We start from the raw sequence: 25,218 nt of genomic DNA, 5'->3' as shown, positions 1-25,218 counted from the left end.
GGGGGTCACTCCCCCGGTTTCTGGTTCCTGTCTTCTGAAAAGCGCTTCTCCAATTGTATTTGCTGCGGAGCCAATTCGGTCAGCGCGCGCCGATATACTTCACGCTTGAAGGTCACCACCTTGCTCAGCGGGTGCCAGTAGTTCACCCAGCGCCAGTGGTCGAATTCCGGTTTGTAGCCATTGTCGAAACTGATAGCGCTGTCGGGAGCCTCCAGGCGCAACAGATACCACTTCTGCTTCTGGCCGATACAGAGGGGCTCCGCCCGCCGCCGGATCAGCCGTTGCGGCAGCCGGTAGCGCAACCAGCCGCGGGTGCAGGCGATGAGGCTGACCTGGTCGCGGGTCAATCCCACCTCTTCATAAAGCTCCCGGTACAGGGCCTGTTCCGGAGTTTCCCCCGGGTTGATCCCCCCCTGGGGGAACTGCCAGGCGTCCTTGCCACCCACCCGCCGCGCCCACAGTGCCTGGCCGCGGGCGTTCAGCACGATAATCCCGACATTGGGGCGAAAGCCCTCGGTGTCGATATTGTTGCTGCTGTCGCCTCCGCGCCCCCGGTTCTTCCCGCTATCGCCGGAGTTGGGCTGTCCGATGGATCTGCGGCGGCTTTTTCGCCCGGCTTGCACTGCCTTGCCGTCGCTCAAAATACCGTCCTCGAATCTGTTTCGCGCGGTTCTGTCGCCGCGCAGTGTTGCCCAGCATTGTTCCACAGCGGGGAGGTTACGGCAATTAGGCGCAGAAGGCGGTGTGCGCAGCGCGATGGCGGAGTAAAATTGCCCGTCGCGCCTATAGTTATGATGGGGAGAAATCGGTGCAGTTGGCAATCTTTGACCTGGACAACACCCTTATCGGTGGCGATAGCGACCACGCCTGGGGGGAGTTTCTGGTGGAGCGCGAGCACGTCGACGGCGAGCGCTACCGCTCCGCCAACGATCGCTTCTACCGCGATTATCAGCGGGGTGAACTGGACATCTTCGCCTACCTGGAGTTTGCCCTGGAGCCACTGGCCCAGCTCTCCCGGGGGCAGCTCAACAACCTGCAGCGGGAGTTCATGCAGGAGGTGATCAGCGAAATCTGGCTGCCGAAGGCAGAAGCGTTAATCGGTCGGCATCGCCGCGACGGTCACCATATTATGATTATCACTGCCACCAACCGTTTCGTGGTGGAGCCCATCGTCGAACTCCTGGGGGTGGACACCCTGCTGGCCACCGAGCCTGAGGAGCTGGAAGGCAGCTTTACCGGCCGGGTGGTAGGCGAGCCCTGTTACCAGGGTGGCAAGGTTGTGCGCCTGCAGCAGTGGCTGGCGCACAATCCTGAGTACCGCGACGGAGAGAAGTGGTTCTACAGCGATTCCATCAACGACCTGCCGCTACTGCAGCAGGTGCAGTACCCGGTGGCAGTGGATCCCGATGCGCGTTTGCGCGCGGAGGCCGAGGCGCGCGGCTGGCCGGTTATCAGCTTGCGCGACTGACAGGTTTCCGGGGGGGTTAGTCTTATTTTGCTTGTGTGGGGAAGAATTGTGATCGAAGAGTTGGTTCGGCGACTGCGCCCGGCGCTGTTGCTGGTTGCCCTGTCGGTGCTGCCGGCCTGTGAACGCAAAGGCGCGGAGCAGCCGGTGCCGGAGCGGCCGGTAGTGGAGACCGTGGATCCGGCGGCGGCGGAAGAGCTGTCCCGCGGTGTGTGGCAGGCGGGACAGGTCCAGTTGGCCGACGCCCGAGCGGCGGTGGAGGCGCTCAACCGCGCTGTCGCCACTCTGCTGGACAAGCCCAGCGAGGATCACCTGGAGGCAGCCAAACTCGCTTGGCTTGATGCCCACAGAGAGTTCACCGCCGCGCTGCCCTATATCCAGGTGGCTTTTGCTCCCGCAGAGTTGCGCAAACAGGGGCAGGCGTTGTTGTTGGCTCTGGACAGCTGGCCGGCGCAGCCCGGCTACCTGGACACGGTGCCCGGCTACTCGGACAGCGGCATCGTCAACGATACCGCGATCGAGCTGACCCTGCCCAACCTGCGCAGGCAGCACCGGCTCACCGCACACGAGGAGGCCAGCACCGGTTTTCACGCCATGGAGATCATGCTCTGGGGGCCCACCAGCGAGCGCACTGCAGAGCAGTTTGTCGCCGTCGGCGCCGGCGAAAAACCGGAGGCCCAGGCCACCAACCGGCGCCGCGAACTCACCCGTCTGATCGGGGAGGGCATGGGGGAGGATATCGACGGCCTGGTGGATCGCTGGCCCTTTGCCGCCAATGACCTGTCCCGCCATTTCCTGGCCCTGGCCCCTGTGGAGCGACTTCAGCAGATACGCGCGGCCCACACACGGCTGGTGGACGAAGAACTGCTGCGCCGTCTGCCGGAGAGTTCCGAGAGCGATGTGGAGAGCAGCCGCGCGGCGGATTCCAAGCAGGCGCTGTTGGCCTCGCTGCGCGAGTTGCAGGCGAACTGGTTGCCGGCCCAGGGCGCCGGCCTGGCCGAACTGCTGCTGGACCGGCACCAGGCGGCGGCCCTGGCGCAGACATTCGCCGCGCTGGAGGAACTGCTGCTGAAGATGGAGGACCCCATAGAGCTGGCGGAACTCAGTCAGCTGGCCCGGGCGCGGAACCTGCTGGAGGGGCTGGCGGGGCTGATGTCCGGGGTTACCCAGGTGCCGGCGTCCGAGGAGGAGATGACCCCAGTGAAGCTGGGTCCCGCAGGCTAGGCGGGTTTCGGGGTTGTGGATGGACTATTGGTGGATAACACATTGTGGGAGCCTGCCTGAGGGCGATTGAGATACCGGCGACACTTGCTTCGCCAGCAGGGCTGGCTCCCACAAGGTGGTACCAGTCCCCGGTTCTGTTCCGGAACTTGAGCATAAAAAAGGCCGCCGGATTGCTCCGGCGGCCTTTCTGTCTTCTGACAACTGGCTTCTGTCCCCTGGACTACCAGCGGCGGACCGGTCCGGTATCCACGTGCACGAAGCCGCTCTTCGGGTAGTAGCCGACGCCGCCCGCCTTCAGGTCCAGGGCCGCGCGGCGCAGCCTGGAGGTGCTGATACCGGGCATGCGGATGTCCAGGGCCATACCGCGGGTGTGGTAACTTCGGCGTGCCACGCCGCGGCCCGCTGCGCGCAGCTTGGCGTTGGTCTTGGCTGAACGGTAGCCGGAGATGATCTCGACCTCGCCGTTGAAGTTCAGCTTCTGCTTCAGCTTGTACACGATGTCGAACAGCTTCGGGTCCATGCGCGTCACCTCGTTGGCGCGGTGGTCGCGGAGCAGACGGTTGAACTGCTTCAAACCGCTGTTGTTGTAGCTGCCGTTGGCCCAATAGGCGGTGCTCAGCCTTTCCCCGGTATGCAGGTTGCGCATTTTCAGGGTGCGGGAGCTGCCCGCTCTTGCGAGTGTCGGTCCAGCGCTGACCGCCGCCGCTGTTGCGCAGGTTACGGCCAAGAACCGGCGTCTGGAGGGATTATTCATATCCTGTTTCCGCCTCGTTATCTCTATGTCAATTTGCCTGGGGGTTGCTTTTGGTGCCAAAGGGCACGGGAAGGAATGTACAAAAAATAACCTGCGGTTACAAACTGTACACTGCTAATGAAGAAACAATCGAAAGGGACCCCTGGTATTTTTTTCTCCACACCCTATGCAGAGAAGCCCGGAAGTGGGGAGATCAGGGGAAACAGGCAGGGGAATATGAGATGGCGTTGTCATCTCAGGGGTTTTCGTAATAAATTATTTTTTTTATGACTGTTCAGTATTGGCTATCCGGGGCTAGCCGTCGTCTTTGCGATAGATGTCGCGGCGAAACTGGGGACGGCCCCCGGGATCGACCCACGCGGTCATATAGGTAATGAACAGCCGCGGCGGCTGGCTCACTTGGACCCTCACTGTCTCATCCCCACTGGTAGCCTGGGCGATACGGACCCTGTCCCATCCCTGCTCGTCGAGCAGGGCGTAGGCGAGTTCCTGGGGCCGCTCAAGGCGTATGCAACCGTGGCTGAAGGCGCGTTCACGGTGGTCGAACAGGCTGTGTGCCTGGGTGTCGTGCAGGAAGATCGACTTGCGGTTGGGCAGTATGAATTTGACTCGTCCGAGGGTGTTACCGGCGCCGCTTACCTGGCGCAGCGTGGCGTTGCCGCTCGCGGCGCGGGCCAGGCTGTCCTCTGAGATGGGGGAAGTGTCGCCGTCGCGGTAGCTGACCACCCGGTAGCCCCGCTCGTGCATGGCCCGCGGATTGTTGCGGGCCTTGGGCAGCAGTTCGGTGAGGAGGATGCTGCGCGGCACTGTCCAGGTGGGGTTGAATACTATCCCGGTGATCCGGCTGCTGAGTGTGGGAGTGCGGCTGCTGGTTTTACCCACCACTGTCTTCATGGATAGGGTGACCGTACCGTTCTGCACCAGTTGCAGGCGGTAATCGGGCACATTGATCAGCACATAGCGCTCCTTCCTGGGGATCCGCAACTGGTCCCCCCGCTCGGCATTCAACTCCAATTGGCGCGCGCGCTGGCCCGGGGGGACCGCCAGTTCGGCCAGGGTTTCCGCCCCGGCGACGCCGCTGGCCTCCAGGCCGTGGCGGCGTTGATAGTTTTCCAGTGCCCGCTGCAGGCTGCTGTCGAAGCGCGCGCTGTCACGGCTGGCGGTGCGGACCGGTCCCGGTGGGCCCTGATAGTCGCCGTAGAGCTGGAGCAGGCGGCGCAACTGGGCCACGCGCGCGCCCCGATCGCCGGGGTGGAGGGGGCCGCCGGGGGCAATGGGTTCCCAGTGCCCGGCGAGTTGCCGGTAGTGGGCGGCCTGCGCACGCAGTTGCTCGCCGGCGTGCGCGGGATGGATCTGCGGCTTCTCGCCGGCTGCGGGCACTGCGGCCGCAGCGCCCAGGCAGGCGATGGCCGCCAGCAGCCGCCAGCGTTTCCTGACAAGTGCCATGTTTCACCCCGGTCAGTCGTTATCGGTTTCTTTTCCGCTGGTTTCCCCTGGGTTGTCGCGGTTGTAGATATCGGGCCTGAACTGCAGCAACCCCTCCTCGTCCACCCAGGCGCTCCAGTAGGCGATGTACACCGGTATCGGCTGCTCCAGCTCCACGGCGCGGGTGCGCCCGCTGTGCACCATGCGGTCGATACGCTCCTCTCCCCAGCCGTTCTGTTCGGCCAGCATCCTGCGGGCGAACTCGATGGGCTTTTCCAGGCGTATGCAGCCGTGGCTGAAGGCGCGCTGCCCCCGCTTGAACAGGTGTTTGCTTTGGGTGTCGTGCAGGAAGATGGCGTGGCTGTTGGGGATCACGAACTTGACCCGCCCCAGGGCATTTTTGGGGCCGCCCTTCTGCTGCAGGCTGACGGTGCCGCGGCGGGTGGCGGCGATGTTGCGCGCACTGAAGGGCACCGCGCGACCCCGATGGTTGACCAGTCGGAAGCCGCGGGCGGAGAGGGCGCCGCCGCCCTTGGGCAGCAATTCGTGCACGGCGATGCTGGGCGGTACCCGCCACACCGGATTGAACACCAGCCGGGTCATGCGCGTGGCCAGTTGCGGGGTCTGGTGCTTGGTGCGGGTCTTGCCCACCACCACGCGCATGCGGAACTGCTCGCGTCCGCGGTCCATCAGGCGCAGGCTGAAATCGGGGATGTTAACCAGGATATAGCGGGGGCCCAGGTCTTTGGGCATCTCCCCCCACCGCTTCAGGTTGGCGGCCAGCGTCCGGGCGTGCCGGGCGGGGTCGACGTTCAGGCGCTCGCGGGTGCGCTGATCCACCAGGCCGTCCTCTTTCAGGCCGTGGCGCCGCTGGAAGCGCTTTACCGCCTCCTGCAGCCGGGCGTCGTATTCATCCATGGGTGCGGCGGTGTCCGTGTGGTCGTCGAGGGGGTAGTCACCATACTGCATCAGCAGGCTGCGCAGGTGGGCGACGCGTGGATCGCGCATCCCCGGTGACAGGGTTTGCCCCTTGGGAAGGGGCCGCCACTGGTCTCCCTCGGCGAGGGCGCTATAGCGCGCCAGTTCCTCGCGCATCAGCGCGTACTGGCGGCCGTAGGGGGCGAAGCTGTCCAGCGCCTCCAGGTGTGGCTCGACCGCCGGTGCCTGGGCGGTGACGGGCGGGGTGGCACCCACCGCGAGCGCCATTGCGAGCGCCAGGGCGCTGCAGCTGAGAGGGTTGCGAATGTACTGGCTGGTGTGGAGACCCATGGTCTACTCCCTGCAAGCCGGAGTGAGTCGGCGGACGGATCGCCGTATTCACATTGGTAACTTGCAGGGAGGGGGTGCCCCAATACCTTTGGGGAATGCGCCGGGAGGCCTAAGGGTGGAATTGGAATATATGAGAGTGGCCGGCGGCGGGAAGCGCTGCTAGACCACTCCCGCCACTCGCCAACACCAGATTGGCTAGAATTGATTGGCCGCCAGGCCGTCCTTGTCGTAGATATCCGGGCGGAAGTTCAGGCGCCCCTCGCCGTCCACCCAGGCGGTCCAATAGGTGATGTACACCGGCACCCGCTGTTTCAGTTTCACCTCGGTGGTCTCGTCGCCGGTGGTGAGCTGGTCGATGCGCCACTGGTCCCAGTCGCCCTGATCCTGCAACAGCGCCTGGGCCAGATGTCGTGGTTTTGCCAGGCGCACGCAGCCGTGACTGTAGCCCCGGTCTGTGAGGGTGAATAGACTCCTGGCGCGGGTGTCGTGCAGGTACACATCGTACTTGTTGGGAATCTCGAACTTGACCCGCCCGAGGATATTGTCCTCACCGCCCAGCTGGCGCATCAGGTAGGAGCCCCGGCCGGCGGCGGAGAGGTTTTTGGGGGTCAACGGCAGATGTTCGCCGCTGCCGCTCACTACCCGGTAGCCCATGTTCTCCATGCCGCTGGGGTTGGCGCGGGCCTTGGGCAGTATTTCATTCACCAGAATGCTGCGCGGCACTGTCCAGGTGGGGTTGAATATCACCTTGCTCACCCGGGTATTGATTTCCGGCGTGGCGTGTTTCTTTTTGCCTACCACCACGTTCATCGACAGCCTGACCCGGCCGTTCTCCACATAGTGCAACTTGTATTCGGGAATATTGACCTGTACGAAGCGGCTGCCCAGGTCTGCCGGCAACTGCTGGCGGCGGCGGATATTGGTCTCGATGACATGTGCGCGAGCGGTGGGGGAGAGGTTTAACCGCTGGCGGGTCAGGCGGCCGACGATACCGTCGGGCTTGAGGCCGTGGCGTGCCTGGAAGCGCAGCACCGCTTCGTGCAGGCGACGGTCGAACCTGTCGCTGTTGGGCTCGCCGCCGTAGCTATGATAGTCGCCGTAGAGGGACAGCATGTTGCGCAGTTGGGCTACGTGGGGATGGCGCGCGCCGATAGTCATGGCGGGGCCCTTGGGCAGAGGTCGCCAGCGGCCGCTGTCCGCCAGGTTGCGGAGACGCGCCAGCTCGTTGCGCAGGGCCGCGGCATCTCCACCGTAGAGTATGTTGTCCTCTATATAGGGACCTTCGCTGTGGTCCGGAACCCGCCCCACCGGCGGCAGCCCGTTCTCGCTGCGATAGCTGCGGTAGCCGTTGCGCGGGGGCAGGCCGCCAGGGGAGAAACGCGAGGGTGACGGCCGGCGGGCGGAGTAGGTGGAGTAGTGACGCGAGCGCTCGACGTTGTAGCTGCGACTGCGGGTTCCGCGGGTTCCACGGGTTCCACGGGTTCCACGGGTTCCACGGGTATAGCCGCGAAAGTACTTGCGCCCGCTGGGGGTGGCAGCGGCCTGCCGCGGCATCTGCAATCCCACCAGGCGGTATTCGCCCTCCGCATGATGCACCGGGGTGATATTCAGCTGCCGGCGGCTCTTGGGCTTGAGCCGGTCCAACTGGGTGTCCTGGGCGTAGGACACGAAAGCGTCGGTGAGCAGCACATCGAGTACCGCGGCCATCTGCAGACGCTGGGGCGTGTCGCGCAGGGTGCGGTCGAAGTAGCCCAGGTGGTAGCGGTAGTCCACCATGCTGCTGGGGTTGCCGGAACTGGAGGCGGTGAGCTGCTTCAACAGGTCGTTGGCGGTGTCGCTGAGGCTGTAGTTGTCGAACCACAGCAGGCGGTAATCCGTGCGCTGGTAGATGCGCCGCACCGCCGCCGGGTTGAAGATCGGATCCTGGGCGGGCCAGGAGTCGGGGTTCTCTTCCAGCCAGCGCACCAAATGGGGGCGCACGGCATTCTCCGGCAGCACCGGCACCGTTTGCTGATTGGCAGCGAAGGCGAAATAAAGGGCGAAAACGCACAGGCTGCCGAGGATCATCAGCGGCAGCGGTGACTTGTGTGTGCGGCGCTCGGGGTTGAAATACGACATGGTACCTCAGCGATACTGCAGGGCCCGGGTTGCCAGATTTTGGGGTGGCCGGGCGCCAGATCGTTTATACCTTCCCAACCTGCGGCGAACCGATCCTATTGTTCGTCGATACTATCGACGGCCCGCCTGTGTCATGCGTCCCGCGCGACCTTCCTTTATGAAGAGGCAGCAAACGGCGCTGAGTTGCGCGTAAGTCAACATCCAGCTGCCTGTGAAAGTAAGTATGGCAATAAATCCGGAGTTTGCTTGGCGTTTGATTCATTTGACTCTATGGGAGTCACGACCCAAGGCTGGGCCTCAGCGCTCCCCTCTCTGAGGGGGTGGGGGAAGTTGGGGGAGGAGACGCCCCAGGCTCGTGGGCGAACACAAGCTCCGCCCCAACAATCCCCGCCGACCGTCGACTATCAATCTAGGCGAAAATGGCGCAGCGGGCCGTTCAATTCGCCATTGTAGTAGTTCTGTTCCCACAACTGCGTCCGCCCCCGAGGGTCGACCGCCACCAGGCTGCTGGCGCGGGTGCCATAGGAGCCGCGGGAGGGGGAGTCGCGGGTATCTATCTGCACAAAAATGGAAGAGAGCGCCAGTTCCAGCGCCGGGTCCACCCCGGTATGGGGCAGCTCCGCCACCGCCGCCGGTGTACTGTCCTGCAGCAGGGTCAGGGCCGGGCGCACGAAGTTGTCCTTATCGATTCCGCCCTGGATACCCGCCAACAGCCGCTCTGTACCGGCCTTCCCTTTCAGCACCTTGGGCCAGGGGGCGTCCGGAGCGCCGTTGGAAATGCCGTGGACCCCGGGGGAGAAGGCGAAGGTCCGGTGGCGGTTGCCGGCGCAGACCAGTTCCGGCTCCGCACCCAGTTGGAAGAGCACCGCATTGAAGCCGCGATAACGCGCCGCCTCCAGCCTCGTGGCGTAATCCCAGGGCAGCCGCTGCCCGCGCAGGAAATCCCGCGGGATATCTCCCCGCGAGAGCGTATCGGCTGGCGGGGCACGACCGGGCTCGCGCACATTGGTAACCGCCGCCGCGCGCCCGCCCCTGGCCACACCCAGCCAGGTGCCGCCGGCCTGCAGATCGCGCCCGGCCACCAATTCTCCGCGCTCCCAGGGCGACGCCGGTGCGCTGGGGCGACCGTGGAACTCATCCCGGTTGGCGAGCATCAGCAGCGGGTATTCGGGGTGGCGGCGGTAGGCGAACAGCAATAGGCACATGGATTGAATGCGGAATGATGAATGCGGAATGCGGAATGCGGAATGCGGAATGATGAATGATGAATGCGGAATGATGAATGATGAATGCGGAATAGTAGCGGCTAACGCGGTGAGTTTCCGCATTCCGCATTCATCATTATTCCGCATTACTCTCCGCCCGCTTTAACTGGTAAGATTTCGCTCATCTCAATGAGCTCGCCAATAACTGTGAAGTCACAATGATCCCCTATCCCCAAATCGACCCGGTAGCCGTGGCCATAGGCCCGCTGAAAGTGCACTGGTACGGGCTGATGTACCTGGCCGGCTTTGCAGCCGCCTGGTGGTTGGCCCTGCGGCGCAGCCGCAAGCCCTGGTCGCCGGTGATCAAGTCGGAAGTGGAGGATTTGATTCTCTACTGCGCCATCGGCGTCGTGGTGGGCGGCCGGATCGGCTATATGCTCTTTTACAATTTCGGTGAACTGGCCTCCGATCCCCTGTCCCTGTTCCGCGTATGGGAGGGCGGCATGAGCTTCCACGGCGGCCTGATCGGGGTGATGCTCGCCGCCACTCTCTACGCGCGCAAGATCGGCACCACTTTCCCCGCACTGATCGACTTCGTGGCGCCACTGGTGCCTATCGGCCTGGGCCTCGGTCGCCTCGGAAATTTTATCGGCCAGGAGCTGTGGGGGCGGCCCACGGACGTGCCCTGGGGGATGGTCTTCCCGCGGGACCCGGATTTGCTGGTGCGCCACCCGTCGCAGCTGTACCAGGCGTTCCTGGAGGGTCTGGTGCTGTTTGTGGTGCTGTGGATTTACTCCAGTAAACCGCGCCCGCGCCTGGCGGTGGGCGGCCTGTTCGTGACTCTCTACGGCATCTTCCGTTTTGCGATGGAATTCGTGCGTGAGCCGGATGGCCATATCGGCTTCGACCTGTTCGGCTGGATGACCCGCGGCCAGTTGCTCAGCCTGCCGATGATCGCCGCGGGCGTCGCGATGATGGTATGGAGCTACCGCACCCAGCCGCTTCCCGAAGGTCGGGGCCAGGCGAAAGGGGGCACACAGTAATGAAGCAGTACCTGGACCTGATGCGTCATGTGCGCGACAGCGGCACCCGCAAGAGTGACCGCACCGGTACCGGAACCCTCAGCGTGTTCGGCTACCAGATGCGCTTCGACCTGGCCGAGGGCTTTCCGCTGATCACCACCAAGAAGTGCCATCTGCGCTCGATTATTCACGAACTGCTGTGGTTCCTGCGCGGTGACACCAATATCGGTTACTTAAAAGAGAACGGTGTGCGTATCTGGGACGAATGGGCCACCGAGGAGGGCGACCTGGGGCCGGTATACGGTTGCCAGTGGCGCTCCTGGCCCGCGCCGGACGGGCGCCGCATCGATCAGATAGCGCAGTTGCTGGAGCAACTGAAGAACCGCCCGGATTCCCGCCGCCTGCTGGTGAGCGCGTGGAACCCCGCCGATCTTCCTGACGAGGGAGTATCTCCGCGGGGCAACGCCGCCGTCGGGCGCATGGCCCTGGCACCCTGTCACGCCCTGTTCCAGTTCTATGTGGCGGATGGCCGGCTGTCCTGCCAGCTGTACCAGCGCAGCGCGGACATCTTCCTGGGGGTGCCCTTCAATATCGCCTCCTACAGCCTGCTTACCCTGATGCTGGCGCAGGTGTGCGGCCTCGAGCCGGGCGAGTTTATCCACACCTTTGGCGATGCCCACCTTTACCTGAACCACCTGGAGCAGGTGGAGGAGCAACTGAGCCGCGAGCCGTTGCCGCTGCCGCAGATGCTCCTCAACCCCGCAGTGGCCGAACTGTTCGACTTCCGCTTTGAGGACTTCGAACTGCGCGGCTACCAGGCCTATCCGCATATCCCGGCACCGGTGGCAGTGTAATGGCGGAAATCCCCATAGCCCTGATCGCCGCGGTGGCGCGCAACGGCGCCATCGGCCGCGACAACGGCCTGCCCTGGCGCCTGTCCGGCGACCTGCAGTTTTTCAAGCGCACCACCCTGGGCAAGCCGGTGGTGATGGGGCGTGTGACTTTCGAGTCCATCGGACGACCGCTGCCTGGACGGGACAATATCGTGGTCAGTCGCAGTCCTGAGTGGAGTGCCGAGGGGGTACAGTCTGCAGCCTCCCTGGAAGAGGCGCTTCAGCTGGCGCGGCGGTCCGCCGCTGCCAGCGGCGCCGCCGAGGTGATGGTGATCGGCGGCGCGCAGATCTATCGCCAGACCCTGGCGCAGGCGAAACGTGTCTATCTCACAGAAGTGGATGCCGAGGTGGAAGGAGACGCCTTCTTTCCACCCTTGTGTGACCAGTGGAAGGAATCCAGTCGGGCGTGTTACCCGGCCTCGGAAAGGGATGAATATAACTACTGCTTAGTCCAGTACGACAGGTCGAAATAAAAACAGTTTGATTATTTTGTGTTCATTCTGTTAAATTCCATCCTCGCTCGCACCGCGAACGTCGCCGCAAATGTGTGCAGGAAACCCGGGAGTGTTACCCGGTTGTTACTTCGCTACACACGGAGGTCGATACTGTCAATCGACATTTGAATAATCAAATCGGCTGTTTACAATGTGCGGCTCTTAGCTGTCTTCAAACCACTGTTGTTAAAACAAACGTACACCGCGTTGTGGCAGCTAAATCATCGCGACCATGTTGTGAAATATTGAACCCACTGGGGGGTCTAATGAAAACCAAGCGATTCATGGCTGTGGCGCTGACCACTGCGCTGTCTGCCGGCGCACTCTACGGCAGCGTAGCCACTGCGGATACACTCGACAACGTCCTCACCGTAGGCCAGCAGAAGACCTCTGCGGCTCAGGCTTCGCAAAAGCGCATCGACAAGATCGCTGAGGAAACCACCAGCCTGCTGCAGGACTTCAAGGTGGTGAACAAGGAAATCGACGGCCTGCGCGTTTACAACCGCCAGCTGGAGAAGCAACTGGCCAACCAGTTGTCAGTGATCAAAGACCTGGAAGAGTCCATCGACAACGTCACCGTTATCGAACGTCAAATTCAGCCGCTGATCCTGCGTATGCTGGACGGCTTGGAACAGTTTATCGAACTGGACGCGCCCTTCATGCTGGAAGAGCGTCTGGCCAACCTCGAAGGCGTCAAGAGGAATATGGACCGCTCCGATATCACCGCCGCGGAGAAATTCCGCCAGGTACTGGAACTGTACAACTTTGAAGCCGAATACGGCCGCAAGCTCAGTAGCTACGGCGATACCCTGAATGTGAATGGCCAGGAGCGCGAAGTGAACGTGCTGCAGATCGGCCGTATCGCCCTGCTGGCGCAGACCAAGGACTCCAAGATTACCATGGCCTACGACAAAGAGCAGAAGGGCTGGGTGGAAGTGGATGCCGGCGAATACCGCCGCGCCGTTCTGCAGGGCCTGAAAATCGCCAAGCAGCAGGCCACCCAAGACATCATGAACATGCCGATTCCGGCTCCGGAGGCAGCGCAATGAGAACCTCTATCGCCAAACGCGTCCTTTCATTAACAGCCGTCGTCACGGCGGCTGGCCTGATCAGCGCCTCCGTCGTTGCCCAGGAAAAAGCCCAATCCCTGGACCAGTTGTTGCAGATGGTGCGCAGCTCCAAGGTCGCCGAATCCAAAGAGCACCAGCAGCGCGAAGCACAATTCCGCCGCCAGAAGGCCAATCAGCAGGCCCTGCTGACCCAGGCGAAAAACACCCGCGCGGCCGAAGAGGCCCGCTCCGCCCAGTTAGAGGAGAAGTACAAAGAGCAGGAACTGCTGGTTCAGCAGAAGCGACAGCAACTGGACGAGCGCATGGGCTCCCTGAAAGAGCTGTTCGGCCACCTGACCTCCACCACCGGCGACCTGCGCGCCAACCTGAGCACCTCCCTCGTATCCGCCCAGTACCCCGGCCGCACCGAATTTCTGGACCAATTGATCAGCAAGATGGACTCCGCTACCAAGCTGCCGACCATCGAGGAGATCGAGCGCCTGTGGTACGAACTGCAGCGCGAGACCGTCGAGTCCGGCAAGGTGGTCAAGTTCACCGGCACAGTGATCAAACCCGACGGCGAGCAGGTCGAGCAGGAAGTTGTACGCGTGGGTAACTTCAACCTGGTTTCCAACGGCAAGTACCTGGAACTGATCGACGGTAGCAAAATGGCCGAGCTGGTACGCCAGCCCAGCGGCAAATTCCAGAGCGAAGCTGCCAACCTGCAGGCCGCCACTTCCGGCTTTAATGCCTTCGGTGTCGACCCCACCGGCCCCACCGGCGGCTCCTACCTGAAGGCCATGATCAACAGCCCGAGTATGGTTGAGCGCTGGCATCAGGGCGGTATTGTTGGCTACATCATCTCCGCGGTGGGTGCCTTTGCGATGCTGCTGGCCATCTGGCGCCTGATTGCGCTGTCCGGTATGAGTGCCAAGGTTAACGCTCAGCTGCGTTCTTCCACGCCGAATACCAACAACCCGCTGGGCCGCGTGTTGGCGGTGGCGGAAGAGAACCGCGGTGTGGATGGCGAGACCCTGGAACTGAAGATGGAAGAGGCGGTGCTGAAAGAGCGCCCGGCCATCGAGTCCGGTCTCAACCTGCTGAAGATCATCGCCATGGTAGCCCCGCTGCTGGGTCTGCTGGGTACTGTGACCGGTATGATCGTGACTTTCCAGGCGATCACCATCTTCGGCGCCGGCGATCCGAAGGCCATGGCCGGTGGTATCTCCTCCGCACTGGTAACCACCGTACTGGGTCTGTGCGTGGCGATCCCCACCGTACTGATGCACACCATCGTCAACGGCCGCGCCAAGCGCATCCTGCATATCCTGGATGAGCAGAGCACCGGTATCGTGGCGGAAAGCGCTGAGCGCAAATAAGAGGAGGCGGCAACATGCACGCATTGACTGACGCATGGGCCGCCGTCAACGCCTTTATGGCGTCGGGCGGGCCAGTACTGTTTCTAATCGCCGGCCTGACCTTCTTTATGTGGACGCTGATCTTCGAGCGGGTCTTCTACTTCAACAAGGGGTTGAAAGGTGACGTTCAGGGAGCGGTGGACCAGTGGGAGGGGCGCTCCGAGCGCAAATCCTGGGGCGCCCACCAGATCCGCCACGCGCTGATTTCCCGGGTATCCGAGAAGATCGGGGACAATCTGGACATGATTCAGGCCTGTGTGGCCCTCGCACCCCTATTCGGGCTGCTGGGCACGGTGTGGGGCATGATCAATGTGTTCGAGGTCCTCGCGATAACCGGCGGCGGTGATGCCAAGCAGATGGCCAGCGGTGTTTCCATGGCCACTATCCCGACAATGGCGGGCATGGTTACGGCACTGTCCGGGGTATTTGCCAACACCTATATCAGCCGCAAGGCGGAGCGTGAGACCCAGTTGCTGGAAGACCATCTGACGATGGATCACTAAGGCACACATAGGGCAAGTGGCCCGCCAAAAGCGCGCGCCTATTTGCCGAGAAGGTTTAGCCAAGCCAGAAACTTTCCCCGGGGCACTCCCTCGGAAGTGCCTCACGGGGAAAGTTCGCTAAGAGAGTTGCTATGAGCAGAAAACAAAATACGGCAGAAGAAGAAGCGGGAGCGATCGACCTCACGCCCATGCTGGACGTGGTGTTTATCATGCTGATCTTCTTTATCGTCACCGCCACCTTTATCAAGGTTCCCGGTGTCGATGTGGTGAAGCCGGAAGCGACAACCGCTGACCTCAAGGCCGCCTCTATTCTGGTAGCGATTAACGAGAGCAACGAAATCTGGATTGCCAAGGAGCACGTGGATGACCGCCTGGTGAAAATCACCCTGGAGCGTCTCTACGCACAAAACCCCAAGGGGTGGTTGGTAATTCAACCCGATAAGAAAGCGGATATCGAGAAGGTTGCCCTGATTGCGAATGCCGCCAGGGAAATCGGTATCGAGAAAGTATCGGTCGCGACAGAAAAGAGTTAACAGCTATGAATCCGGCAAGACTAGCAGGGGCGGGTACGCTGGCGATAGCCACGACTTTCGCCCTGATCTTCACCATGCATCAGTTGATTCAGGCAAATATGGGTGCTCCCGAGGATGAGGAGCAGATCAAGGTTGCCGATGTGGTGATGCCCGAGCAGAAGATCGAAACCCAGTACGACACCCGTAAACCGGACAAGCCCGACGAGCCGGAGCAGCCGCCGCCGGAAATGCCGGAACCGGAATACGATGAACCGAACCTGGACGACAGCATCAACATGTCTGCGCCCCGTGGGAGTGCGGATCTGAAGATCGGCGGTCTCGGTGGCGCCTTTAGCGAGGGCGACTACCTGCCCATCGTAAAGGTTCAGCCGCAGTATCCGCGTCGCGCCTTGCAGCGGGGTATTGAGGGCTACGTGATCGTCGAGTATACGGTGACCACCAACGGCTCCGTGCGCGATCCGAAGGTGGTGGAGGCCTTTACCCTGGACGGCAATCCCACAACTATCTTCAACCGCGCGGCGATCAAGTCGGCCTTGAAGTACAAGTACAAGCCGAGGGTCGTGGATGGCCAGGCAATGGAAGTGCCCGGTGTGAAGACCAAGATCAGCTTCAATATGGCCAAGAACTAATAGGGGACGCATATGAATATGACGACCATGACGAAAGGGCTGTCCAAATTCGTCCTGCGCACGTCCGTGGCGCTGCCCCTGGTACTGGCGCCGGCGGTGAGCGTCACCGTGTTGGAAGCGGTGGGCATTGAAGCCGGCTTCGCCCAGGCCCGAGCGGCCGAGGAGAAGACGCGCAAAGTACCGTCGATGCGTGAAAACGTGTCGAAAAAGCTGGGCAAGGCACAGGAAGCCGCGGAAGCGGAGAACTGGAATGGGGCCCTGGAGGCGCTGCGGGAGATGGAGGCCGACAAGGACAAGTTCAACGGCTACGAAATCGCGATGATGTACTACTTCTACGGCTTCGTGTACTACAGCATGGAGCGCTATAAGGAAGCCATCGGTGCCTACCAGAATGTTCTGCGGCAGGGTTCGGAAAACCTGACTGAGGCGCTGGAAGTGGAAACCCTATTTACCGTTGCCCAGCTGTCCTTCGTGACTGAGAATTACGATCAATCGTTGAGTTATCTGAACCGGTGGTTTGCCGCTGCTGCTCCAGAGCAGGTCACTGCAGACTCCTACAACCTGCGCGCCCAGATCTATTACCAGAAGGGTGACGAGGCCAGGGCGCTTTCGGATATCAACACCGCCGTGTCGATGTACGAGAAAGAGGGCAAGGTGCCCAAGGAGAGCTGGTTCGGTTTGCAGCGCTATCTCTATTACGAGAAAAACGACTATAAGATGGTCGCCAACATTCTCGAGAAACTGGTCAAGCACTACCCCAAAGGCGAGTACTACAAGCAGCTGGCGAGTATGTACGGCGAATTGAAGCGCGAGAAAGACCAGTTGCACATGATGGAAGCGGCTTATATCGCCGGTGCCCTGCAAAAAGAGAAAGAGCTGTTGAATATGGCCTATCTCTTTATGGGGCACGATATGCCCTACAAGGGCGCCAAGGTGATCGACATGGGGATCAAGGAGAAGAAGATCGAGCGCACCTCCAAGAATCTGGAAACCCTGGCCCAGGCGTACCAGATGGCCCAGGAGCTGCAGAAGTCGATCCCGAACCTTGAGGCCGCGGCCAAGTTGTCCGCCAAGGGTGAGCTTTACTCCCGTCTGGCTGGTATCTACCTGGACCTGGACAAGAACGAGCAGGCCGTCAACATGGGTGACAGGGCGTTGAGGAAGGGTGGCATCAAGCGCCCGGGCCAGTTGTACATCGTGCTGGGTATGGCCAATGCCAACCTGAAGAAGTACGACGATGCGCTGAGCAGCCTCAAGAAGGCTCTGGAACACGATAGCTCGAAGAAGTACGCCGAACAGTGGATCAACTACATCGAGACAGAGAAGGAGCGCGAGGAGCAGCTGGCAATTTAATAATTGCCACTATCCTGCCAAAAAGGCCGCACAGCGATGTGCGGCCTTTTTTATTGCGGGACGGGTGGGCACGCTGCGCTTTACCCATTCCTACAGCACTGATTACTTATTGAGCTTGCGACTGAGAATAGTTTGCAACTCTATTTAATTCTGCTATTAATAGAGACAGCTGATCAGCTTTTTCCAACGCCGGCGGCTTCGGCCGCCGATTCCAACACCCTAATAATAATCAGGAGAGGTGTTATGGATAGAGCTTATCCTCAACAAAATCCCTTTGTTTTCTTTGTCATTGCTTCGACTTACAGCCGCAGCCTCGGTCTGGCCGCGATCAGTACCCTGGCACTGCTATTTATTATGAGCCACCTGATCGCCACCGATTATACGGAGCCTCCCGAAGACAATCTCGGCCCGATCAAACCCGTGCATATGCCGACGCGAGAACCGACGGTTATCAGGAACGACCCTCCGCAGCCGCCGCAGGCAGTACCGCCACAGCCTGTGACCACCATCATTGAAACCACTGTCGATCCGGTTGTAGTGCCCACGTTAATTGCACCGCCGAGGCCGCAAGGTAGCGGAACGGAAGTCATTGTATCGCGGGACCCGATACCGGTATTCAAGCCGGCAGCCCGATACCCTTCAGCGGCGCTGCGTCGTGGAATCGAAGGCTATGTAGTGGTGGAATTCACCATAACCAAAAGCGGCAGTGTGCGGGACCCGCGGGCAGTGGCGGGCTACGACAGCGAGGGGAGGCTAACGGATGTCTTCAACCGCTCTGCCGTTGCCGCGGCGGCCAGGTTCAAGTACCAGCCGCAATTGGAGGATGGCAAGCCGGTGGAGCGCCACGGTGTGCGCAACCGGATCCGGTACCAAATAGCGGATTGATGCCCCTGTTGTGGGAGCGGCCCATGGCCGCGATCGGGATCTACTACGAAGGCAGATCGATCGCGGCCATGGGCCGCTCCTACAATAGGTTAATCGATTTCGCGCACAGCGCCCTTGTCGGCACTTGTGGCCAGTAGGGCGTAGGCCTTCAATGCCTTGCTCACCTTGCGTGGGCGCTGTTCAACCGGTTTCCAGGCCGAATCTCCTTTGGCGGCCATCGCCTGGCGGCGCCGCTGCAGCTCGGCCTCGGGGATATCCACTTCGATGGTGCGCGCAGGGATATCGATACGAATGGTATCGCCGCTCTCCACCAGGCCAATGGCGCCGCCTGAGGCGGCCTCTGGGGACACGTGACCGATGGACAGACCGGAGGTGCCGCCGGAAAAGCGACCGTCGGTAATCAGCGCGCAGGATTTGCCCAGCCCTTTGGATTTCAGGTAGCTGGTCGGGTAGAGCATCTCCTGCATACCCGGTCCGCCCTTCGGCCCTTCATAGCGCACGATCACCGCCTCGCCGGATTTCACCTTGCCGTCGAGAATATTCTGCACGGCGGCTTCCTGGCTCTCGACAACATGCGCCGGGCCCTCGAACTGCCACAGCTCCTCCTCCACGCCGGAGGTCTTTACCACGCAGCCGTCCGGCGCGAGGTTGCCGAACAGTACCGCCAGGCCGCCCTCTGCGGAATAGGCGTGCTCTACGGAGCGGATGCAGCCGTTCTCGCGGTCGCCGTCCAGGCTCGACCAGCGGCAATCCTGGCTGAAGGCGGTCTGGGTGGGAATGCCCGCGGGGCCGGCGCGAAAGAAGTCGTGGACTGCCTGGTCGTCGGTGCGGCGGATATCCCACTGCGCCAGCGCTTCGGTAAAAGAACGGCTGTACACCGTGGGCAGGCTCGCATCCAGAAGCCCGGCCGCTTCCAGTTCGCCGAGAATCGACATAACCCCGCCGGCCCGGTGCACATCCTCGATATGATATTTCTGCGTGTTCGGCGCCACCTTGCACAGCTGCGGGATCTTGCGCGACAGCTGGTCGATATCCGCCAGGGTGAAGTCCACCTCGCCCTCCTGCGCCGCGGCCAGGAGGTGCAGGATGGTATTGGTGGAGCCCCCCATGGCGATATCCAGGGCCATGGCGTTGGCGAAGGCGGCGCGGTTGGCGATGTTGCGTGGCAGGGCGCTGTCGTCGTCCCCTTCGTAGTAGCGCTTGGCCAGGGCGACGATTTCCCGCCCCGCGCTCAGGAACAGTTCCCGGCGGTCCGCGTGTGTGGCCAGCAGGGTGCCGTTGCCCGGCAGCGACAGGCCCAGGGCCTCGGTCAGGCAGTTCATCGAGTTGGCGGTGAACATGCCGGAACAGGAGCCGCAGGTGGGGCAGGCGGAGCGTTCGTAGGCCTCGACCATTTCGTCGGAGGCGGAATCGGTGGCGGCGATCACCATGGCGTCCACCAGGTCCAGCTTGTGTTCCGCCAGCTTGGTCTTGCCCGCCTCCATGGGACCGCCGGAGACGAAGATGACGGGAATATTCAGCCGCAGCGCGGCCATCAACATCCCCGGGGTGATCTTGTCGCAGTTGGAGATGCAAACCAGCGCGTCGGCACAGTGGGCATTCACCATATATTCCACCGAGTCGGCAATGATCTCACGGCTGGGCAGGCTGTAGAGCATGCCGTCATGACCCATGGCGATACCGTCGTCCACCGCGATGGTGTTGAACTCCTTGGCCACCCCGCCGGCTTTCTCGATCTCCCGCGCCACCAACTGGCCCATATCCTTCAGGTGCACGTGGCCGGGCACGAATTGGGTGAAGGAGTTGGCCACCGCAATAATCGGCTTGTTGTTGAAGTCGTCGTCCTTCATGCCGGTGGCGCGCCACAGGGCACGGGCGCCGGCCATATTGCGGCCGAAGGTGGAGGTGCGGGAGCGGTACTGGGGCATAGAGTCTGTGTCCGGCTGTACGAAATGGGGCGACAGCTTAGCAAAAAAAGACAGCTTTTAGGATAACTTGGCGGAAGGTCTCCCGGTAGTGCTTTTGACTAGGATGCCTGTCCTTTCTTTTCTGGCTGTGAGAGAGATTGTTGCGTAGAAAGCCGCTTATGTAGAACGCGGGAATTGCGCTGTATGTTATAGAGCGACTGCCGCGCCGCGGGCAGGTCCTGCACTGCAACCTGGGAGAAGCCCTGCTCTATAAACCAATGTTCCGCCTGGGTGGTCAGTACATAGAGTTCCCCGAGCCCCAGGACTCCCGCCTGCCGCTCCAGGTGGTGCAGCAGCTTGGCGCCGCGGCCGCCGCCGCGAAAGTCCGGGTGGATGGCCACGCAGGCGATCTCCGCGGCTACCGTCTCGCCCGCTTCATCCTGTATCGGGTAGAGCGCCGCACAGGCCACCGGAGTGCCGTCCACTTCCACCAGGGTGAAGTGGTCGATTTCCGCCTCGAGTTTTTCCCGCGAGCGGCGCACCAGGATGCCCTGTTTCTCCAGCGGGCGGATGAGACCGAGAACGCCGCCCACGTCGGTGATGCGCGCGCGGCGTACCACCTCATAGGTATCGCGGTAGATCATGGTGCCGGCACCCTCGCGGCGGAAGAGTTCCTGCAGCAGCGCGCCGTTGTCCGCATAGCTCAGCAGGTGGGTCCGCGGTGTCCCCGCGTTGCAGGCGCGGATGGCGCAGTACAGGGTTTCGCTATCCACCTGATCGGCCAGTTGTTCGGCTTGCACGATGCTGAGTTCATACACCGCTTCGCCGTTGACCAGCAGTTGGGGTGTGTCGCGGTACAGGATGAGCTTTTCCGCCCGCAGTGCCTTGGCGGCCTCGGCGGCCAGGTCGAGGTAGTTCAGGTTGAACAACTCGCCGGTCAGCGAAGTGCCGAGTGGCGAGAGCAGCACCAGTGCCCCCTGCTCCAGGGCGCGATCGATCGTATTCACTTCCATGCGCCGCACCTGACCGGTCCAGCGCAGGTCGGTGCCGTCCAGCACGCCGATGGGGCGCGCGGTGACGAAATTGCCGGAAATCACCTTGAGTGCAGAGCGCGCCATGGGGGAATCCGGCAGCCCCTGGGAAAAGGCCGCCTCGATATCGAATCGCAGCCTGCCCACCGCGGCCTTGATCACCTCCAGCGTCTCCCGGTCGGTGATCCGGGTGTTGCCGTAAAACCGGTTCTCGATCCCGTGTTCGGCCAGGGCGCGATTGACCTGGACGCGCGCGCCGTGCACCACCACCAGGCGCACACCGAGACTGACCAGCAATGTCAGATCGTGCACCAGATTGCGAAAATTGGCGTGTTCCAGTGCATCGCCGGGAACGGCGACCACCAGGGTGCGGCCGCGCAGGTCATTGATATAGGGCGCGGCGTGGCGGAACCAGTTCAGGGAGGCGCTGTTGTCGCTCACGAATGCGTATTCCGTGTGTTGAAGAAATATTGTGGAAATATACCGTATTTTGGGACCGCGCAGTTTTCCCTGTAGGAGCGGCCGTTGGCCGCGATCAGATTATCCGGTTCTACCAAACTTGATCGCGGCCAACGGCCGCTCCTACAGACAGAACTTCGCAATCAGCCCGCGCAGTATCTCCACCATCGGTGCGATGCGCTCCTGCCCCAGATACTCGTCCGGCTGGTGCGCCTGGTCGATATCCCCCGGCCCCAGCACGATGGTTTCGATCCCCATGCTTTTGAAATAGGGCGCCTCGGTGCCAAAGGCCACGCTTTCCGCGCTGTGGCCGGTGAGCGTCTCCGCTACCTTCACCAACTGCGAGCCGGCACACTGCTCGAAAGCCTCGGTGCCCAGAAACAGCGGCGCGTACTCCAGCTGGATTTTTTCGTCCTGGATGCATCCGTGTAGTCGCTTGTCCAGCTCTGCGCGCAAGTCCGCCAGTGGCATACCCGGCAGTGGGCGCACGTCGAACTGCAGTTCGGTATAGCCGCAGATCCGGTTTGGGTTGTCGCCGCCGTGGATACAACCCAGGTTCATCGTCGGCACCGGCACCGCAAAACCGGGGTTGCGGTAGCGCTGCTGCCACTCGCTGCGCAGTGCCAGCAGCTCACTGATAGCCCTGTGCATGGCCTCCAGGGCGCTGGCGCCCAGCGAAGGATCGGAGGAGTGGCCGGAGCGGCCTGTGATACGCACCGCTTCCATCATCACGCCCTTGTGCATGCGGATGGGTTTCAGTCCGGTGGGCTCGCCCACCACCGCGTAGCGGGCCCGCGGCCGACTGGCCTTTACCAGGGCGCGGGCACCGGCCATGGAGGTTTCCTCATCGGCGGTGGCGAGAATAATCAGCGGTTGCTGCAGCGGTTTGCCGATAAAGGATTTGGCCGCTTCGATGGCTATAGGGAAAAAGCCCTTCATATCGGTGCTGCCCAGGCCGTAGAAGCGGTTGTCCCTTTCCCGCAGTTCAAACGGATCCGTCTGCCAGCGGCCCTCGTCGTAGGGAACCGTATCGGTGTGGCCCGCCAGTACCAGGCCGCCGTTACCCTTCCCCAGTGTGGCGATCATATTAACCTTGTCCGGCTGGCCCGGAAGGGGCATCAGTTCCACCGAAAAGCCCAGGGTTTCCAGCCAGGCCGCGAGCAGTTCCACCACCCCGCGGTTACCCATGTCCAGTTTGGGATCGGTGGCGCTGACACTGGGGCAGGCCACCAGTTGCTGCAGCTGCTGTTTCAGGTCTGGTACCGCGGAATTACCCATAGCTCTGTCCCTTATCCTTTTCATGGCGCCACCTGTCGATCAGCACCGCGGCTATAATAATAGCGTTATCTGACCGCGCAGATAGATCACTTCCCTGCCGCTTATCGATATCGGCGAATTCCAGGATCATCATGGCAAGAAAAAGGGGAGGCGTCGGTGACGCCTCCCCTTTTTAGCAGTTATGTATCCGGCTGCTAGCCGAACACGCCCTTGAAGAAAAAGAAAAACAGAATCGCAATACCGGCACCGGCGGGCAGGGTGACCACCCAGGAGACGGCGATGGTGCTGATCATGCGCAGGTTCAGTGCGCCGATACCGCGGGCCAGGCCCACGCCCAGCACCGCGCCCACCAGGGTGTGGGTGGTGGAAACCGGCAGGCCGGTACCGGAGGCCAGCACCACGGTGGAGGCCGCGCCCAGTTCGGCGGCAAAGCCGCGGCTCGGAGTCAGTTCGGTGATCTTGCGGCCGATGGTGGCCATTACCTTGAAGCCGTAGGTGGCCAAGCCCACCACGATACCGGCGCCCCCCAGCAGTAGAATCCACGAGGGCATGGTGGCCTTGGCCCCTACCGCGCCGGTCTGCACCGTATTGACTATCGCGGCCAGCGGCCCCACCGCGTTGGCCACGTCGTTGGAGCCGTGGGCGAAGGCCATGGCACAGGCGGTAAAGACCATCAGGATGGCGAAGACCCGCTCCACATTGGCAAAGCGGTTCTCCCGCTCGCGGGCCGGATCGCGCTTGATGCGCTTCAGCATGGTCACACCGATACCCATCACCAGCAGACCCACCAGCGCGGCAATGCCCGCATCCTGCAAAAAAGACAGCTCGATTTGGGCATCTTTCAGTACGTGCTTCAACCCCTTGGTCAAAGTCACCATGGCGATCATCCAGCCCACCGCGAACATATAGAAGGGGATATAGCGCTTGGCATTGTTGAAGGGGTCCTCGGTATTGAGGATCAGCCGCTGCACGCTGCGGAAGAGTAAAAATGCAATGGTGCCGGCGAGCAGCGGCGACACCACCCAACTGGCCACGATACTGCCCACCTTGCCCCAGGCCACCGCCTCCATGGAGATTCCAACCGCAGAAAAACCGACGATGGCGCCGACGATGGAGTGGGTGGTGGACACGGGCCAGCCGAGAATACTCGCGATCATCAGCCAGGTGCCGGCGGCGAGCAGCGCCGAGAGCATGCCGTACACCAGCAGTTCGGGCTGGTCGTTGAAGACATCCGACGCGATGATGCCCTTGCGGATGGTGGCGGTGACCTCGCCGCCAGCCAGGTAGGCGCCGGCGAACTCAAAGATCATGGCGATCAGGATCGCCTGTTTGATGGTCAGCGCGCGGGAACCCACCGAGGTGCCCATGGCGTTGGCCACGTCGTTGGCGCCGACCCCCCAGGCCATAAAGAAACCGAATACGCAGGCCAGGATCAACAGCACAGTGCCGTATTGAGTAAGAATTTCCACGGTAAGCCCCCTAGCGTGCCAATAACAACTGCAAACGGTTACCCACGCTGTGGGCGCGGTCGGCCAGGTCGCCGATCCAATCGATCACCCGGTAGAGAAAGATTACATCCACCGGCGGTAGTTCTTTTTCGATTTTGAACAGCGCCGCGCGCACTTCCACTTCCAGCTTGTCGGACTTGCGCTCCAGTTCGTCCAGCTCCTCGGTCATGCGCTGGGCGATATCCACTTCGCGCCCGGCAAAGCCGGATTCCAATAACTCGTCCAGCTCGTTGATGGCGAGCAGGGCCTGGGCGGAGGCGGCTACGGCGCTGTCGACGAAGGTCTTCATCAGCGGCTGCAACTGTTGCGGAATCTCCATCTTGCGGCCGGTGGCCAGCCCGGCGATATCCTGGGCGGTGTTGGCCACTTCATCCTGGGCGTGGAGCAGCTCCAGCAGATCCGAGCGGGAAACCGGCATAAACAGGCTGTCCGGCAGGTGCAGGCGCAGGTCTTTCTTGATGTCGTCAGCGCGGTTCTCGCTGGCGGAGATACGCTGCTGGACCTGCTCGGCGGTGGCCAGGTCACCCTGCATCAGGGCTTCGAAGAAGGGGACCAGGTCCGCCGAGGCCTCGTGGGCCGTGGCCATATGCTCCTTGATCGGCTTGATCGGCGAGCGGCCAAACAGGCTGGCGATATTGGACAGGGGCATGGGTGCTCCTTTGCTCTCTGGCGCAAATGGGCGGCATGGTACCGCAACTTGTCGGAAGGGCGTTAATAACCCGCTCGCCCATAAATCTCCCCCCCGTACGCGCGGGTGATCCTGGAGCCACCCGGTGGCGAAAGTTTGTGCACAATG

At 61.9% G+C, this 25,218-nt stretch carries 23 protein-coding genes; 12 read left to right on the top strand and 11 right to left on the bottom strand.

The genetic code is table 11. The features are described 5' to 3' along the window. Positions 1-5 precede the first annotated feature (5 nt). Complete coding sequence (locus tag FHS09_RS14380; protein ID WP_183461186.1) at positions 6-524, bottom strand: RNA pyrophosphohydrolase; 519 nt, start codon at positions 522-524, stop codon at positions 6-8. Between the two features lie 284 nt (positions 525-808). Between FHS09_RS14380 and FHS09_RS14375 the strand changes: the two genes are divergently transcribed. Both FHS09_RS14375 and FHS09_RS14370 read left to right on the top strand, forming a co-directional pair. Further along, positions 809-1,468, top strand: coding sequence for a histidinol-phosphatase (locus FHS09_RS14375; protein ID WP_183461096.1), 660 nt, complete (start codon positions 809-811; stop codon positions 1,466-1,468). Between the two features lie 48 nt (positions 1,469-1,516). Then, positions 1,517-2,689: an imelysin family protein gene (locus tag FHS09_RS14370; RefSeq protein WP_343057491.1), complete on the top strand. Its 1,173-nt coding sequence runs from the start codon at positions 1,517-1,519 to the stop codon at positions 2,687-2,689. 220 nt (positions 2,690-2,909) lie between these two features. On the opposite strand, the gene mepK is transcribed toward FHS09_RS14370, so the two are convergent. From mepK to FHS09_RS14345, 5 genes are all read right to left on the bottom strand, one after another. Then, positions 2,910-3,443, bottom strand: a complete 534-nt coding sequence (gene mepK, locus FHS09_RS14365; RefSeq protein WP_183461094.1) for a peptidoglycan L,D-endopeptidase MepK — start codon at positions 3,441-3,443, stop codon at positions 2,910-2,912. A gap of 294 nt (positions 3,444-3,737) precedes the next feature. Next, positions 3,738-4,889, bottom strand: a complete 1,152-nt coding sequence (locus tag FHS09_RS14360; RefSeq protein WP_183461092.1) for a L,D-transpeptidase family protein — start codon at positions 4,887-4,889, stop codon at positions 3,738-3,740. A 12-nt stretch (positions 4,890-4,901) separates the two neighbouring features. Then, positions 4,902-6,137, bottom strand: a complete 1,236-nt coding sequence (locus FHS09_RS14355; protein WP_183461090.1) for a L,D-transpeptidase family protein — start codon at positions 6,135-6,137, stop codon at positions 4,902-4,904. 195 nt (positions 6,138-6,332) lie between these two features. Then, the gene (locus FHS09_RS14350; RefSeq protein WP_183461088.1) at positions 6,333-8,255 is read right to left on the bottom strand and encodes a L,D-transpeptidase family protein; all 1,923 of its coding nucleotides are present in this window, start codon (positions 8,253-8,255) and stop codon (positions 6,333-6,335) included. A 404-nt stretch (positions 8,256-8,659) separates the two neighbouring features. Further along, on the bottom strand, positions 8,660-9,460 hold the full coding sequence (locus FHS09_RS14345; protein WP_183461085.1) for an NRDE family protein: 801 nt from the start codon (positions 9,458-9,460) through the stop codon (positions 8,660-8,662). A 218-nt stretch (positions 9,461-9,678) separates the two neighbouring features. Here FHS09_RS14345 and lgt point away from each other — a divergent pair, with 218 nt between their 5' ends. The 10 genes from lgt (at position 9,679) to FHS09_RS14295 (ending at position 18,239) form a co-directional block, all read left to right on the top strand. Then, positions 9,679-10,503: a prolipoprotein diacylglyceryl transferase gene (lgt, locus tag FHS09_RS14340; RefSeq protein ID WP_183461083.1), complete on the top strand. Its 825-nt coding sequence runs from the start codon at positions 9,679-9,681 to the stop codon at positions 10,501-10,503. Continuing rightward, entirely contained in the window at positions 10,503-11,336 is an 834-nt protein-coding gene (locus FHS09_RS14335) for a thymidylate synthase (protein ID WP_183461080.1), read from the top strand. Before lgt ends, FHS09_RS14335 begins: the two co-directional genes overlap by 1 nt. Further along, positions 11,336-11,848 carry a dihydrofolate reductase gene (locus FHS09_RS14330; protein ID WP_183461078.1) on the top strand — a complete coding sequence of 171 codons (513 nt, stop codon included), beginning with the start codon at positions 11,336-11,338 and terminating at the stop codon, positions 11,846-11,848. The genes FHS09_RS14335 and FHS09_RS14330 overlap by 1 nt, the downstream gene beginning before the upstream one ends. Before the next feature lie 287 nt (positions 11,849-12,135). Beyond that, a complete protein-coding gene (locus tag FHS09_RS14325; RefSeq protein ID WP_183461076.1) occupies positions 12,136-12,918 on the top strand; it encodes a DUF3450 domain-containing protein in 783 nt (260 codons plus the stop codon). After that, on the top strand, positions 12,915-14,297 hold the full coding sequence (locus tag FHS09_RS14320; RefSeq protein WP_183461074.1) for a MotA/TolQ/ExbB proton channel family protein: 1,383 nt from the start codon (positions 12,915-12,917) through the stop codon (positions 14,295-14,297). Before FHS09_RS14325 ends, FHS09_RS14320 begins: the two co-directional genes overlap by 4 nt. Before the next feature lie 14 nt (positions 14,298-14,311). Beyond that, complete coding sequence (locus FHS09_RS14315) at positions 14,312-14,839, top strand: MotA/TolQ/ExbB proton channel family protein (protein ID WP_183461071.1); 528 nt, start codon at positions 14,312-14,314, stop codon at positions 14,837-14,839. A 131-nt stretch (positions 14,840-14,970) separates the two neighbouring features. Continuing rightward, a complete protein-coding gene (locus tag FHS09_RS14310; RefSeq protein WP_183461069.1) occupies positions 14,971-15,372 on the top strand; it encodes an ExbD/TolR family protein in 402 nt (133 codons plus the stop codon). A 5-nt stretch (positions 15,373-15,377) separates the two neighbouring features. Further along, positions 15,378-16,001 carry an energy transducer TonB gene (locus FHS09_RS14305; protein WP_183461067.1) on the top strand — a complete coding sequence of 208 codons (624 nt, stop codon included), beginning with the start codon at positions 15,378-15,380 and terminating at the stop codon, positions 15,999-16,001. A 12-nt stretch (positions 16,002-16,013) separates the two neighbouring features. Then, positions 16,014-17,354, top strand: coding sequence for a tetratricopeptide repeat protein (locus FHS09_RS14300; protein WP_183461065.1), 1,341 nt, complete (start codon positions 16,014-16,016; stop codon positions 17,352-17,354). A gap of 243 nt (positions 17,355-17,597) precedes the next feature. Next, positions 17,598-18,239 (top strand): energy transducer TonB, encoded by a 642-nt coding sequence (locus tag FHS09_RS14295; protein WP_183461063.1) that lies wholly within the window; start codon positions 17,598-17,600, stop codon positions 18,237-18,239. 89 nt (positions 18,240-18,328) lie between these two features. Here the strand turns inward: FHS09_RS14295 and ilvD are convergent, their stop codons facing one another. From ilvD to FHS09_RS14270, 5 genes are all read right to left on the bottom strand, one after another. Continuing rightward, positions 18,329-20,167 (bottom strand): dihydroxy-acid dehydratase, encoded by a 1,839-nt coding sequence (ilvD, locus tag FHS09_RS14290; protein WP_183461061.1) that lies wholly within the window; start codon positions 20,165-20,167, stop codon positions 18,329-18,331. A gap of 98 nt (positions 20,168-20,265) precedes the next feature. After that, entirely contained in the window at positions 20,266-21,618 is a 1,353-nt protein-coding gene (gene argA / locus FHS09_RS14285; RefSeq protein ID WP_183461059.1) for an amino-acid N-acetyltransferase, read from the bottom strand. A 141-nt stretch (positions 21,619-21,759) separates the two neighbouring features. Further along, positions 21,760-22,914 (bottom strand): acetylornithine deacetylase, encoded by a 1,155-nt coding sequence (argE, locus tag FHS09_RS14280; protein ID WP_183461057.1) that lies wholly within the window; start codon positions 22,912-22,914, stop codon positions 21,760-21,762. A gap of 194 nt (positions 22,915-23,108) precedes the next feature. Then, positions 23,109-24,383, bottom strand: coding sequence for an inorganic phosphate transporter (locus FHS09_RS14275; protein ID WP_183461055.1), 1,275 nt, complete (start codon positions 24,381-24,383; stop codon positions 23,109-23,111). A 10-nt stretch (positions 24,384-24,393) separates the two neighbouring features. Next, complete coding sequence (locus tag FHS09_RS14270; protein WP_183461052.1) at positions 24,394-25,071, bottom strand: TIGR00153 family protein; 678 nt, start codon at positions 25,069-25,071, stop codon at positions 24,394-24,396. Positions 25,072-25,218 lie beyond the last annotated feature (147 nt).

It is taken from the genome of Microbulbifer rhizosphaerae, assembly GCF_014191725.1.
GTDB lineage: Bacteria > Pseudomonadota > Gammaproteobacteria > Pseudomonadales > Cellvibrionaceae > Microbulbifer > Microbulbifer rhizosphaerae.
This window is presented reverse-complemented; position numbering and strand designations above follow the sequence as displayed.